The organism is Bifidobacterium goeldii (assembly GCF_003951095.1).
Taxonomy (GTDB): Bacteria; Actinomycetota; Actinomycetes; order Actinomycetales; family Bifidobacteriaceae; genus Bifidobacterium; species Bifidobacterium goeldii.
Genome location: NZ_QXGL01000005.1, coordinates 1 through 14965, shown reverse-complemented (window position 1 = coordinate 14965; position 14965 = coordinate 1). Strand labels below are relative to the sequence as shown.

At 59.5% G+C, this 14965-nt stretch carries 9 protein-coding genes; 6 read left to right on the top strand and 3 right to left on the bottom strand.

Translation table 11 applies throughout. The features are described 5' to 3' along the window. Nucleotides 1-173 precede the first annotated feature (173 nt). On the top strand, nucleotides 174-3182 hold the full coding sequence (locus D2E25_RS07775; protein ID WP_125981545.1) for a cation-translocating P-type ATPase: 3009 nt from the start codon (nucleotides 174-176) through the stop codon (nucleotides 3180-3182). A 109-nt stretch (nucleotides 3183-3291) separates the two neighbouring features. Here D2E25_RS07775 and dcd read toward each other — a convergent pair whose 3' ends face one another. Next, complete coding sequence (gene dcd / locus D2E25_RS07770; RefSeq protein ID WP_125981759.1) at nucleotides 3292-3873, bottom strand: dCTP deaminase; 582 nt, start codon at nucleotides 3871-3873, stop codon at nucleotides 3292-3294. A 350-nt stretch (nucleotides 3874-4223) separates the two neighbouring features. Here dcd and D2E25_RS07765 point away from each other — a divergent pair, with 350 nt between their 5' ends. Next, a complete protein-coding gene (locus tag D2E25_RS07765; protein ID WP_125981543.1) occupies nucleotides 4224-4967 on the top strand; it encodes an alpha/beta hydrolase in 744 nt (247 codons plus the stop codon). A 22-nt stretch (nucleotides 4968-4989) separates the two neighbouring features. Here D2E25_RS07765 and D2E25_RS07760 read toward each other — a convergent pair whose 3' ends face one another. Further along, a complete protein-coding gene (locus D2E25_RS07760) occupies nucleotides 4990-7071 on the bottom strand; it encodes a cation:proton antiporter (protein WP_125981541.1) in 2082 nt (693 codons plus the stop codon). Between the two features lie 183 nt (nucleotides 7072-7254). Between D2E25_RS07760 and D2E25_RS07755 the strand changes: the two genes are divergently transcribed. The 4 genes from D2E25_RS07755 (at nucleotide 7255) to ilvA (ending at nucleotide 13677) form a co-directional block, all read left to right on the top strand. Then, nucleotides 7255-7707 carry a nucleoside deaminase gene (locus D2E25_RS07755; protein WP_125981757.1) on the top strand — a complete coding sequence of 151 codons (453 nt, stop codon included), beginning with the start codon at nucleotides 7255-7257 and terminating at the stop codon, nucleotides 7705-7707. Nucleotides 7708-7900: 193 nt separating this feature from the next. Then, complete coding sequence (locus D2E25_RS07750; protein WP_125981539.1) at nucleotides 7901-10225, top strand: alpha-galactosidase; 2325 nt, start codon at nucleotides 7901-7903, stop codon at nucleotides 10223-10225. A gap of 262 nt (nucleotides 10226-10487) precedes the next feature. Next, nucleotides 10488-12308 carry a glycoside hydrolase family 13 protein gene (locus tag D2E25_RS07745; RefSeq protein WP_125981755.1) on the top strand — a complete coding sequence of 607 codons (1821 nt, stop codon included), beginning with the start codon at nucleotides 10488-10490 and terminating at the stop codon, nucleotides 12306-12308. A 103-nt stretch (nucleotides 12309-12411) separates the two neighbouring features. Continuing rightward, nucleotides 12412-13677, top strand: coding sequence for a threonine ammonia-lyase (gene ilvA, locus D2E25_RS07740; protein WP_125981537.1), 1266 nt, complete (start codon nucleotides 12412-12414; stop codon nucleotides 13675-13677). Nucleotides 13678-13764: 87 nt separating this feature from the next. On the opposite strand, the gene D2E25_RS07735 is transcribed toward ilvA, so the two are convergent. Then, entirely contained in the window at nucleotides 13765-14520 is a 756-nt protein-coding gene (locus D2E25_RS07735) for a Sir2 family NAD-dependent protein deacetylase (protein ID WP_125981535.1), read from the bottom strand. Nucleotides 14521-14965: the final 445 nt, after the last annotated feature.

The window sequence follows — 14965 nt, the reverse complement described above, 5'->3', positions numbered from 1 at the left end:
TGCTGTTGCGCGTGTTACGCGCTAAGGGGAGTGGGGTATGGAATAATGGCAACGTATGCACCGGCAGCGATTGCGTCGGTGCCCATAACCGCGCAGTCTTGCCACGGCGGAACGGAGAGAGAACCGGCGTCTGTGAGGACTGACTACTCCGCGGCTATACCAAGGAGATCACTATGGTTGATCAGAAAGATCAATCCGCAGCTGCATCCGCGAAGACAGAGGATGCAACACTTTCAGAAGAAGTGCGCGCCCAGCAGGCGTTGCTTAATGATACTGACCCGTCGTTGACCGATGCGAGCGAGGTCGCCAAGGCGCTGAACGTCGATATGGCCACCGGCCTGAGCTCGGATGAGGCCAAGCGCCGTCTTGAAAAGTTCGGCCCGAACCAGCTGGCTAGCGCGCCGCCGGTGCCGAAGTGGAAGAAGTTCCTCGCACAGTTCCAGGATCCGCTGGTCTACCTGCTGCTTGTCGCCACCGCGATTTCGGTGGTCGCATGGTTCATTGAGCGCGCAAATACGCCGGGAGCCGGCGAACCAGTGCCGTTTGATGCACTGGTGATCGTGCTGATCCTGATCATCAATGCTGTTTTGGGCTACATTCAGGAAGCCCGCGCCGAGCAGGCCGTCGCCGCGCTCGCGCAGATGACCGCGCCGCAAACCGCCGTTCTGCGCGACGGCAAGGTCGTGCACATCAACACCACTGACGTCGTCCCCGGCGATATCGTCGTACTCGGTGAAGGCGACACCGTCTCCGCCGATGGTCGACTGTTTGCCGCCGCAAGCCTGCGCATCGCAGAAGCGAGCCTGACCGGTGAGTCTGTGCCGGTCGGCAAGAAGCCGGAAACGCTCGCGGAAGCCAAGGCGCTCGGCGACCGCTCGAACATGATCTTCAACGGCACGTCCGTCACGCAGGGCACCGGCCGCGCGATCGTCACTGGCACCGGCATGAACACGCAGGTCGGCAAGATCGCCGACATGCTCGCCGCCACCGACGACGAAGCCACCCCGCTGCAGAAGGAAATGGCGCACGTCTCCAAGATCCTCGGTCTCGCGGTGTGCATCATCGCTGTGGTCGTGCTCGCCGCGCTCGCCCTCACGCAGGGCTTCCACTCGGTGCACGACATCATTGATTCGCTGCTGCTGGCCGTTTCGCTGGCCGTTGCTGCTGTGCCAGAAGGCTTGGCTGCAATCCTGACCGTTGTGCTCGCGCTCGGCGTGCAGCGCATGGCCAAGCACAACGCGATCGTCAAGAAGCTCAGCTCTGTGGAAACGCTCGGTTCTGCGTCTGTGATTTGCTCTGACAAGACCGGTACGCTCACCCGCAACGAGATGACCGTTGAGCGCGTGGTGACGCCGAGCGGCGAAGTGCAGATTACTGGCACCGGTTACGCACCAGAAGGCCGCATGGTGATGGTCGGCGCCGCTGACGGCGATCTGGCTGTGCCGGCTGACGTTGCTGCCGAAGTGATGGCGACGCTCGGCGCGGGCACGCTCGCAAACGATGGCGATCTGCGTCAGAGCGAAACCAAGTCCGGCACGTGGGAAGCGATCGGCGATCCGACTGAAGTCTCGTTGATCGTTGCTGCACGTAAGATTCACGCTGATAAGAAGTATGCGAACTTCGAGCGCGTGGCTGAAATTCCGTTCACGTCTGAGCGCAAGCGCATGGCAATCGTCGCAAAGGACAATGCCGATGCTGGCAACCTGACCGTGTTCGCGAAGGGTGCGCCGGACGTGCTGCTCAGCTACTGCACGCGTATTGCCGTGGGTGGCGCGGTTCGCCCGCTCACCGAAGGTGATCGTCAGACGATTCTCGCGACCGTCGAAAAGCTGTCCGGCGAGGCATATCGAACCCTTGGCGAGGCGTACCGTCCGCTCGGCGTCTCCTCGCTGACCGAAGTCCCCGGCATTGTGACGAACTCGGCCGGCCAGATCACCGACATCTCGGAACAGTCCGATGTAATCGAATCTGATCTGATCTGGGCCGGCATGGTCGGCATCATCGACCCGCCGCGCACTGAGGTTCGCGATTCCGTGGCTGAAGCGCATCGCGCTGGCATTCGCACCGTCATGATCACCGGCGACCACCCGCTCACCGCCGCTCGTATTGCTTCTGATCTGGGTATTATCGAGCGCGGCGGCAAGGCGCTCACCGGCGATCAGCTGGACGAGCTGGCTGCACAGGGCGAAGCCGCATTCGACAAGGCAACCAGCGAAGTCTCCGTCTACGCGCGCGTGGCTCCGGAGCACAAGCTCAAGATCGTTGAGTCTTTGCAGCGCCAGGGCAACATCGCCGCCATGACCGGCGACGGTGTGAACGATGCCCCGGCCGTCAAGTCTGCTGATATTGGCGTGGCCATGGGCATCACCGGCACCGAAGTCACCAAGGAATCCGCGAAGATGATCCTCGCGGACGACAACTTCTCGACCATCGTTGCCGCCGTGCGCGAAGGCCGCGTGATCTTCGACAACATCCGCAAGTTCCTGCGCTATCTCTTGAGCTCCAACGTGGGCGAAGTGTTCACCGTGTTCGGCGGCGTTATGCTCGCCGGCGTGCTCGGCATCACTCAGCCTGGTACGCAGGGCGTGACCGTGCCGCTGCTCGCCACGCAGCTGCTGTGGATCAACCTGCTCACCGACGCCGCTCCGGCCCTGGCGATGGGCGTTGACCCGCAGACTGACGACGTGATGGCCCGCAAGCCGCGCCGCCTGACCGACCGCGTGATCGACAAGGACATGTGGATTGACATCGCGTTCATTGGCATCATCATGGCCGCCGTGACGCTGATCGGCATGGATATGCACCTCGCCGGTGGCCTGTTCACCGACCGCTCCGTGGACGCGCTCGGCCACGATGCGCAGATGACCGAAGCCCGTACAATGGGCTTCACCATCCTCGTGTTCGCGCAGCTGTTCAACGCAATCGCCTCGCGTTCCGCCCGCCAGTCCGCGTTCGTGGGCCTGTTCAGCAACAAGTGGCTGTGGGGCGCAATCGGCATCTCGATCCTGCTGCAGGTCGTGGTGATCTACGTGCCGTTCCTGAACGACGCGTTCGGCACCACGCCGCTCGACTTCGTCGCATGGTTCGAGTGCATCGGCCTAGCGGCGATCGTGCTGGTGGCCTCTGAGATTTACAAGGCCATCATGCGCGCGGTCGACAAGAGCCGCGGTGTAAACGCGTGATTGTGTAAACGCCCATAATCAACAAAGAGGCTCCCCACGGGGAGCCTCTTTCGGTATATGACTTCTGATGCTAGCGGAGCGTCAGAAGGTTTCTGGGTGTTGGAGACTGTCAGTCGTTAATCTCAGCCTTGTAGAAGTTAATATACGAACGGCTCGGGGTCGGTCCGCGCTGACCCTGATAGTGCGAACCAGTCTCCTTCGAACCGTACGGGTGCTCAGCAGGGGAACTCAGCTGGAAGAAGCACATTTGACCAATCTTCATACCAGGCCACAGCTTGACCGGCAGCGTGGAAACATTGCTTAATTCCAGTGTGATATGACCCTCAAAACCAGGGTCAATAAAGCCAGCAGTCGAGTGGGTCAGAATCCCCAAGCGACCCAGCGAGCTCTTGCCTTCAAGGCGCGCGGCGATCGTCGCATCAAGCGACACATACTCCCACGTCGAGCCGAGCGCAAACTCGCCCGGGTGCAAAATCCACGGCTCATCAGGCGCAACCTCGAACTGTTCAGTCAACGCGCCCTGATTTTCCGCCGGATCCACATACGTGTATGCGTGATTGTTAAACAGGCGGAAGAAACGGTCGAGACGCACATCAATCGACGCGGGCTGCACCATTTCAGGCGTCCACGGATCCAGTGAAATATGGCCGTCCTCGTGGGCGGCGATGATGTCGCGATCGGACAGCAGCATGGGATCTCCTTGATTGTTGGTATCGATACGCTGCTCCAAGTCTACTGCGTACCTGTCTGCCATGCGCTTGGGCGCGCGTATCGAGCGTATGCGCCTGAATTCTCAGGAAGCTTTCAGACAACCGCAGACTTGTTTCAAGGAACGGGTGTTTTACTATTACATGTCAGCACAAGGCCGACGGGAATCACGGCAGCAGCGATTCCCAATAACTGAACCCTTTCTTCTTCTCTCCTTTCTCTCCCCGGCGCCAACCCCGCCGGGGTTCTTTTTTGCGCGCCGGCCCTAGCGCCATCATCCAAGCGTGATACAAGCCGCTGCTGTGCGCTGCGCAACAGGTATATTGGGGCGGTATGAGCGAAGATGCAGCGAATAACAGCACGGTCGGCAATGATCCGTTGACAGTCTCCCACGTGCGATATTCGCGCGGCGGTGGCGAAACAGCCCCCGGGCGCCCAATGTTCTTGTGCCTGCACGGCTGGGGTTCAAACGAAGATGATATTGCTGACATCATGCGCTATATCGCGCCGTACAACGATTACGCAGCCCTGCGCGCGCCGATTACGCTTGAACCCGAACGCCCGCACCCCGGTCATCCTGATCTGCCTGCTACGCCGGGCGCATACTCGTGGTTCATGGAAGCAACACCGTCCGGCGACGATCTTGACCGTGCAGCCTTCGCGGCAGCCAGTGCCATTGATCGTTGGGTGGATGAGCATATTCCGCTCGAACGCGATGTAGTACCGCTCGGATTCTCACAAGGCGGTTTGCTGGCCGTGCAGCTGCTGCGTATTCACCCGGAACGCTACCGTGCAGCTATATCGTTATCCGGCTACCTCGCGCCCGGTAGTGTGCCTGGTACTGCGCCGGCTGATGAGCGGCTTGCAGACTATGAGATTCCTGTGTTCTACACGTATGGCAAAAACGATACGGTGATTCCTAAATACGAGCTTTTTGCGGCCGCCGCATGGCTAGAAGAACATACGTGGTTGACGACGAAAAGCTATCACGGTTTAGGCCATGAAGTGAGCATGGACGAATTCGCTGACCTACGCCAGTGGATGCTCCTGCACGACCTCTCCTCCGGTGTGTTGTGACTGTGATGCGTTAGGTCGCATGTTAGAAGCTTGAATCAGCGTCCACGCTCATCACATAGACGTTGCGTCGCAATGCCTTCGCTTGCGCACGCGTAATGTCGCCAGCCTCATACATGTCTTGAATCACACCCAATTCAATACCGTAGCTTTCGCGCTTCACGTCCTCAGCTTTAGCAATCGCCTCCGCACTACCACCCATGTTCGGGCGCGCACGCAATGCAGACTCTGCACGTCGATAATCAAGCAGCAGCATTGAGCAATGCTCAGTGTTGTACTGGTCGTGCGTCATCTCCTCATACAGTCGGTCAATCACGTGATCGAACGCGTGCAGTTGCACCATGCGCGTGTGCGCGAAAATCTCATCGTCACTAAACAGTGGCGTAGTGCGGCGAATCTTACTGCTTGTGCGGCGAACCAGCGTGAGCGTACGGCGTTGCAACGCGCGCAAACGGCCCCTAATCTGCCACATCGCATGGCCGGAATTGCGATCGGTGTCAATGTGACGCAGTGAATTCATAATCTGATCCAGCAGACGTTCGCACGCTTCGATTTCCAGATCGCGATCGTGCGCGGACTGGGTAGCGTCACGGCGCTGTTTCACATCAGCCAGACGCTGCTTGACGTAATCCTTCTCCCAGCCGAGCGCATCAATCTGCAGTTGTGCATAGCCTTGCGGATCAAGCTCACCGACGCGCTGCTTAAGCCTGGTAATACGCTTCGTATACGAGTCGATCACCATCAAAATTGCGCGGCGATTATCGTCCGTAACACGGCCGGTCAGCTCCTCGACCGTGCGGCGCAATACTTCGATCGTAATCTCCGTCATCTCCAATGACGTGTCTTTCGAACGGTTTGGCGCGAGCAGCGGCAGCAGGAAGTTTGCGAGCAACAGCGTCACGATAATCACGCCGGAAGCGACGAAAATCAGCTCGTCACGCATAGGGAACCAGTGGCCGTTCGCCAACGCGTACGGGATGGTAAACATCAGCGATAGCGTAATGGTGCCCTTGGCGCCGCCGAACGTCATCACTGCAGCAGAACGCAGTCGTTCCGGCGTCATCTTACGGCGCAAATGCGTGGTTTGATCGCGAGCAATACGCAGCATCGCGCTCACCCACAGGAAACGCATGACAATCACCACGCAGGAAACCAGCAGAATCACGCCAATCAGCAGCGTATTACTCACGCCCGGGTCATCCCAACTGGTACCCATTGCATCCGGTAGCAGCATGCCCAGCAGAATAAACACTGCGCCGTTCAACGTAAACGACAGCACGCCCCACACGCTGCTCGACACAATATTCGTGCGCGCCACGTTCGGGCCGATACCCGTGCGGTCGAAGCGAATAAACAACGCAGACGCCACCACCGAGAGAATGCCGGACACGTGCGCCACATCTTCGGCAGCCAAATACAGCAGGAACGGTAGGAACAACTCCATGAGAATGCGCGTGGTAGTTGTTTCCCAACCGAGCGAGCGAATGGTTTCGAACAGCCAGTTGGCGATGATGCCGATCGTCAGGCCAAACATTGCGCCGCCAATAAACGAGAGCACAAATTCGCCTGCTGCTTCACCGACTTCAAAACGTCCGGTGATTGCCGCTGCAATTGCAAACTGGAAGCCGACGATACCGGATGCATCGTTGAACAGTGATTCGCCTTTGAGCACGCCCATTTGGCGTCGTGTGAGCGCCGCTTCTTTGCCGAGTGAGGAGACGGCGACCGCGTCGGTTGGGCCGAGTGCTGCGCCGAGCGCGAGAGCTGCAGCAAGCGGAATCGCAGGCCAGATTGCGTGCAAAATAAACCCGACTGCGGCCATGGTGGCAATTGCGAGTCCAATAGCAAGCGACAGTGACAGCTTGATTGATTTCAGCAGTTCTGACTTGTCGATTTCATGCGCTTCCAAGTACAGCAGCGGCGCGATAAACAGCACCATGAACAGTTCCGGGTCGAGTTCAATCTCCGGGAAAAATGGCAGCTGTGACGCAATGGCACCGAGTGCAATCTGCACGAGTGGCGTGGAAACTTTCGGAATAAACCGGCTGATAAATGAAGACAGTACGACCGCCGCGATGATGCACAAAATGAGCTGAAATACCGCCACGGTCTCCTCCTTCTTTGCGCGGCCGGCCTTGCGCGTCCAGCCTATCAGCCTCGCGCTTCACGCCATGTTACGTTTCTCGCTGGGCGGTGCGCGATTGCACCGGGTTGCAAAAACACGCTCTGTTAGCGCTCGTGTACACTGGCTTGCATGACTGCTTTCCCAACTGCTTCAACGATTGCTTCCATGCCGATTGACGAGGCGATGATGCGCGCACTGACGTTGGCGCAGGCGGCGGCAAGCGAGGGCGAAGTACCGGTTGGTGCACTCGTATTGGATGCTGACGGCACAGTGATCGGCGAAGGGCGTAATGCGCGCGGTGGAGGGGAACCTGATCCGCTCGCGCACGCCGAAGTGCTGGCTATGCGCGCAGCTGCTGAACACCTCGGTACTTGGAATCTCGCCGACTGCACGCTCGTGGTCACACTGGAACCCTGCCCGATGTGTGCGGGCGCGTGCTTGCAAACTCACGTCGGACGTATCGTGTTCGGCGCGTGGGATGCGAAGCTCGGCGCGTGCGGTTCCGTTTGGGATATCCCGCGCGACCCGCACATCGGTCACACGCCTGAAGTGTACGGCGGCGTGCGCGAGAACGAGTGCGCGGTGGTGCTCGCTGACTTCTTCGCTGCACGGCGGTAAGAAGGCTTTTCGCGTTTGATGTGTATGTCGAAACTTGCCGTTGTGTTGAATGGTTATTGCGTTGACCGTGGTAACGCTCCCTCAGTCGCGCTGCGCGCGCCGGCACCTCCGCAATCGGCGTGATCACGTACCATCGATATCGGTACGAAATTGGTACGAGAACATCCGTCCGGCAACAGCCCAAGGAGCAGCAATGTCGCTTATCGAACAATTCCATGGTTCCGCAACAGACGGAACGAAACTCACCGCGATCTACGCCGAGCAGCCGAGCGCGAATGTTGCTTTCGCATTGATATTCCCCGGCGATGATTTGCCGCGACTGGTGCATTGGGGGCGCCCGATCGCCGCTCCGCGCGAATCCACCATCCTGAGCTTGTATGATGCTCTTCGTCCGCAGCGCGTCTCCGGTGCGCTCGACGAAACCGCGTGGCCATCCATCCTGCCCACGCAGGCCGAATCGTGGATCGGTGCCCCGCGCTTTTCTGTTCGCCGCGCTGGTGCTGAACTGTTCTGCAAGTTCACCGTCACGGATATTGCCGTTTCAAAACCCGTATCCGACGGCTGGTTTGTGCCCGATACTGTGCCAGAAGGTAAGGAAGCAGACGTAGCGACACGGCCCGTAGATGTGGCTGCCGGCGTGCACGCAGATGGCAGCTCGATCATCGTGCCGACTGTTGTGGTGAGCGCGCAAGATGCTGAGCAAGGTGTGGGCATTCGCTGGACCTGCGAGCTTGACGAATCAGGTCTGATTCGTCAACAGCTCACGGTTACCAATCTTGTCGGTGACGCTGCCGATCTCGAAATCGGTCAGGTCGAACTCGGCTTCGCACTGCCCGCGATCGCTACCGAAATCCTCACCACCACCGGCCACCACTTACGCGAACGCAGCCCGCAACGCCAGCCGCTTACCATCGGGCGTTTCGAAAAGGTCTCGATGGCCGGTCGCCCCGACTTCGATGCCTCGCTGCTACTCACCGCAGGCGTACCCGGATTCGGTTTCGAGCATGGCGAAGCGTACGCCGTGCACGTCGGCTGGAGTGGTAACAGCGTGCTCTCCGCCGAACGCCAGCCATACACGCAAGGTGTAATCGGTGGCGGCGAAGTGCTGCTCGGCGGCGAAATCACACTCGCGCGCGGCAACGAATACACGACCCCGTGGGTGTACGGATCGTATGGCGACGGATTGAACGAAATCGCCGCGCGATTCCATCACTATCTGCGATCGCGCCACCCGCAGCTCGTTGTCAAACCACGCCCAGTCATTCTCAACACGTGGGAGGCCGTGTACTTCCAGCACGATTACGATACGCTCACCGCGCTCGCTGACAAGGCTGCGGCGACCGGCGTCGAACGCTTCGTTGTAGACGACGGTTGGTTTGGCTCGCGCCGCGACGACACTAGTGGTCTTGGCGACTGGCAGATTGCGCAAGACGTGTGGCCTGACGGTCCGAAGAGCCTGCGCGCGTTGGCGGATTACGTGCACGGCAAAGGCATGGAATTCGGTCTGTGGTTCGAGCCGGAGATGGTGAACCCTGATTCTGATATGTACCGCGCGCATCCCGACTGGGTTTTGCGCCCGACCGCAGGCCGCCTGCCAATGCAAGGGCGCTCGCAGCAGGTTGTTGATCTCACCAATCCAGACGCGTACGACTATGTGTTCGGTGCGATGGATGCTTTGGTGAGCGAGCTCGGTATCGACTACATCAAGTGGGATCACAACAAGCTCGTCACCGAAGCGGTCTCGCCGCGCACCGGCCGCCCGGCTGTGCACGCGCAGACGCTCGCCGTCTACCGCATCTTCCGCGATCTCAAAGCCGCGCACCCAGGGCTCGAGATCGAAAGCTGCTCGTCCGGCGGCGGGCGCGTCGACCTCGGTATTCTTGAGTTTGCGGATCGTATTTGGGTATCTGACTGCGTAGACCCGGTCGAGCGCGCCGACATCCAGCGCTACACGTCGCTGCTCGTGCCGCCGTTCATGATGGGCGAGCACGTGGGAGCCAGCCCCGCGCACTCCACGCAGCGCGCCACCAGCCAGGAGCTGCGCATGACGATGGCGTTCTTTGGGCATATGGGCGTCGAATGGAATCTGCTCAAGGAGCCGGCAGACGCCGTCGCGAAGCTGGGCGAGTGGATCGCCGAATTCAAGAAGCACCGCGCCTGGTTCGCAATCGACACCTGCGTGCACGCGGACACTGATTCGGCCGTGCGTGTTGACGGCATGGTCAAGCCCGACCGTTCCGCCGCGTTCTACCGGTTCACGCAGCTGACGACCGGGCAAACCTACCCGGCCGCGCCCGTGCGCTTGCCTGGGCTTGACCCGGATGGCGTGTACCGCATCCAGCCATTGTGGCTCGATCTTGATCTGGATGGCCTGAAGCTCGGCAACGGGCAGTCGCCGCTCGGCTGGTGGACGAAGGACGGCGTGCTGATGAGCGGTCGCGCGCTCGCGACCTACGGCCTGCGCCCGCCGTCGATTCATCCAGCGCAATCGGTGTTGTTCACCGCCATTCGGCAGTGATACTCCGCATCGCATATGCGGCCGTACATTAGTGAGTATGCGGTAGCCCTCGGCCCCCTCGGCTGAGGGCGAGCCGTCGAGAAAACGCCTGCGGCGTTTTTAGGTGAGGAATGAGCGACAGCGAATCAGAAAAACGCTCGCGCAGCGAGTCCGTAATTGCGGGACGGCTGGCGGCCGTAGGCCGACTGGGGGAGCGTCACCACAGTAGATGTGATACATATACAGTTATGAGTCGTACGCATTGAAGCTGAAGGAGCCGATGATGACCTCGTTCAACCGTCAAACTCTTCCTGACACCGTTCGCACAAACGGCGCAACTCCAAACCCGTGGTGGACCAACGCAGTCGTCTACCAGATTTATCCACGTTCCTTCCAAGACACGAACGGCGATGGCTTCGGCGATATCAAAGGCATCACCAGTCGCCTCGACTATCTCGCTGACCTTGGTGTCGACGTGCTCTGGCTATCCCCGGTATACAAGTCCCCGCAAGACGACAACGGCTACGACATCTCCGACTATCAGGACATCGACCCGCTGTTCGGCACGCTCGCTGACATGGACGAGCTGATCGCCGAAGCGCACCAGCGCGGGCTGAAAATTGTCATGGATCTCGTCGTTAACCACACTTCCGACGAGCACGCGTGGTTCCAAGCGTCCAAAAATCCCAACGACCCGCACGCCGATTGGTATTGGTGGCGCCCCGCGCGCCCCGGCACCACGCCTGGCACGCCCGGCGCCGAGCCAAACCAGTGGGGCTCCTACTTTGGGGGTTCCGCATGGGAATACTGCCCAGAACGCGGCGAATACTTCTTCCACCAGTTCTCCAAAAAGCAGCCGGATTTGAACTGGGAGAACCCGGCAGTGCGCCGCGCAGTGTACGACATGATGAACTGGTGGCTCGACCGCGGCGTTGACGGCTTCCGCATGGATGTCATCACGCTGATTTCCAAGCGCACGGACAAGAACGGCAAACTCCCCGGCGAAGTTGGCTCCGAAATCCCCGATGGTCCGGTCGGCGAAGAAGGTTACTCCAGTCCGAATCCGTTCTGCGCAGACGGCCCGCGTCAAGACGAATTCCTCGCCGAAATGCGTCGCGAAGTCTTCGACGGTCGCAGCGGCTTCATGACCGTGGGCGAAGCGCCCGGCATCACACCCGCGCGCAACGAGCACATCACCGACCCCGCAAACGGTGAACTCGATATGCTCTTCTTGTTTGAGCACGTCGACTTCGACTGCGACGGCACCAAGTGGAAGCCGCGCCCGCTCGACCTGCCGCGTCTCAAGCAGATCATGGCCGGCTACCAGACCGCCGTTGCGGGCGTCGGCTGGGCTAGCCTGTTCGACGGCAACCATGATCAGCCGCGCGTCGTTTCCCGCTGGGGTGACGACACGACCGACGAGGCCCGCGTGCGCTCTGCCAAAGCGCTCGCGCTGATGTTGCACATGCACCGTGGTACCCCATACGTGTATCAGGGTGAAGAACTCGGCATGACCAACGCGCACTTCACGCGCCTTGACCAGTATCGCGATCTCGAATCACTCAATGCGTATCGTCAGCGCGTCGAAGAAGCCCACGTGCAGTCGGCCGAGTCAATGCTGGCTGGCATCGCCGCGCGCGGTCGTGACAATTCGCGCACGCCAATGCAGTGGGATGATTCCACGTATGCCGGCTTTACCACGCCGGACGCAGCAGTCGAACCGTGGATCGCAGTCAACGACAATCATGTGACCATCAACGCGGCAGCTGCAACTGCTGATCCTCACTCTGTCTACGCGTTCTACCAGCAATTGATCGCTCTGCGTCACAACAATCCGATCGTGGCAGCCGGCTCCTGGAAACTGATCGACGCCGACGACGAGCATATTTACGCGTTCGTACGCGCGCTCGACGGCGAACGTCTGCTCACTGTTGTCAACCTGTCCGGCGGCACAGTCACTCTGCCGCACGATACTGCCGAGTTGGTTGCCGATGGTGTTACCGAGCCGGATGTGGTGATCGCCACACACAGCGCATCGCACGCGGTGGTGTCTCTCGCTAACAACGAGCTCGACCCGTGGGAAGGCATCGTTATCCGCCTGTGACCGCGCTGTAATACAGATTGGCGCCGAATAGCGAGGTGGAAGGTGGCGCAGATGATGGAATCCGCGCCACCTTCGCCTAGACCGCCGCTTACAATTACCGCTTATGGAACAGAAAGACGTCCTTAAAGCATTGCAGCGTGACCATGCGGCCGAACTGAAAAAGGCCGCCGAACGGTTGAAGGGGACCGCTCGCCACACCGAAATTATTCCGTCGCCTGTCCTGTCAGAGATGACTGGGCATGAGATTCTGCTCAAGCCGGAAAATCTTCAGGTAACCGGATCGTTCAAGATTCGCGGCGCATACAACAAGATCGCCTCCCTATCCGAGGAACAGCTCGCGCACGGCATCGTCACCGCATCCGCCGGCAACCATGCGCAGGGCGTAGCGTACGCGGCTCGTGAGCGCGGCGCTAAGGCAACAATCTGCATGCCGACCATCACCCCACCATTGAAGGTCGATGCCACCAAAGCGTACGGCGCTGACGTGGTGCTGTACGGCGACGTATTCGACGAGGCTGCGGCCCATGCTGCTGAGCTCGCTGAAACGCAGGGCATGATCTTCGTGCCGCCGTTCGACGATTACGAGGTCATCTGCGGCCAGGGCACGATCGGCCTCGAAATCCTCGAAGACGTGCCGAACGTCACCGATGTGGTCGTGCCGCTGGGCGGCGGTGGCCTCGGTGCCGGTGTGGCGCTCGCCATCAAGACGTTCAAGCCGGAAGTGCGCGTGATCGGCGCGATCCCGGAGGGTAGCCCCGCGTTCAAGAACTCGTTCGCTGCTGGCCGCGTGGTGCCTGCAGATCGTGTGGTCACTTCCGCTGAAGGCGTGGCGGTGAAGCACCCGGGCGATCTGCCGTTCGCGCTGCTCAACGAGTTCCTTGACGATCTGGTGACCGTCACCGAGCGCGATATCAACGAGATGATTCTGCTCATGCTCGAAAAGCACAAGCTGGTCGTTGAAGCCGCTGGCGCAGTGTCGCTGGCTGCGCTCGAGCACTTGAATCTGCGCTCTCGTAAGTTTGCGTCTGCTCACGGCCCGCACGTGGTGGTGCCGATTATGTCGGGCGGCAATATCGATACGGTGACAATGGGCGCAGTGATTCAGAAGGGTATGATCGCGCGCGGTCGCATCATGAACTTCGAAGTCGAGCTGCCGGATACGCCGGGTCAGCTGGTGAAGGTGGCAACGCTGCTGGCGAAGGAGCGTGCGAACGTTATCGCGCTGGATCACGATCAGTTCAAGGCGTCTGGCCACTACACGAACGCGGTGTCGCTTGGCGTGACCGTCGAGACGAACGGACCGGATCACATCGACCGCATCCTCGCGGCGTTGAAGGAAGCTGGCTTCCAGCCGAAGCGTATTTACTGACGCAGACGCATCACAACAAAATGGCATCGCATGAAAGTGCGATGCCATTTGCGTATCTGAGTGGTCTGTGCTGTTGACCGCCGCCGCTTACTTGCCTTCCGCGATCGTTTCGTCCACCAGCTTCGGCAGGGCGACGGCGATGTCCTCGCGGATCAGTCGCGTAGCGAGTCGATCGTATTGCGTGCGGCCCATATTCATGATCGTGATCGGCACGCCTGCCTGCGCGGCGACGGGTACAATGCTCGCGGCAGGGAATACTTCAAGCGTCGAGCCGATTACCCACAGTTCGTCGGCTTTGGTGGCACGCTCATACGATTTTTCGATCGCGCCGTCCGGCAGCGCTTCGCCAAAATAGACGACATCTGTTTTGATCAAACCATTGCACGGCATATTGCCGCTGTACGGCAGCGTGCGATGGCAGTGCGGGTCCGGTTCTTCATCCAAGCGCGCCATGATGTCGGCGGTGTTGTATTTCGCGTGGCATTTCATGCAGTGCGACGTGCCGATTGTGCCATGCAAGTTGACGATGACGTCCGGCGAGTTACCGGCTTTCTCATGCAACGCGTCGAAATTCTGTGTGGCCAGTAGTGTCAGCATGCCAGCTTTTTCTAGTTTGACGAGTGCTTTGTGCGCGGTGCCCGGCTGCGCGTTCCACACAGGGGATTCTTTTTGCCAGCGCCACGAGTATTCGCGCTCCTCTTTGTTGGCAAGGAATGCGTCGATGTCGTAGACGCTCATTTGCTCGGGGTGCTTGGTCCATACGCCATCTGGACCACGGAAGTCAGGGATACCTGCGGACGTTGAGATGCCCGCGCCGGTTAATACTGCAATCTTTTTCGTCATAGATACAGGTATACCCGCGTTGCATGAACGGTGGCACGGCGAGAGTGCTGAGTGAAGAAGATATTTCGGTAAACGCATCTCATATTTTTGGATATTGGGGATTGCGCGGCGTATATGCGGCGTATCTTGGGCAGTAACGGCGTGGATAAGCCCCGATGTGGCCGATTTGCGACACGCCGATAGAACGCCGGCGTTGCAACGTTTTGCGGCGTTATTTGTGATGCTGATTTGCATGTTCCTTGAGTTGCGTGTAAGTTATTCACCTGTTGCCGCTCAGCACGGCGGGTTTCCTTCCCCTGGTTGGTTGGCTGCCTGTTGGTGTGGTGGTGGTTTGAGAACTCAAGAGTGTGTTTGTACTACTTTTTGTCTAATGATTGCCAGTTTGACTGTCGCCTTGATGCTTGTTTGGTGTTGGGGTCCATGAGAGTGGTTAATGATGGTCAGG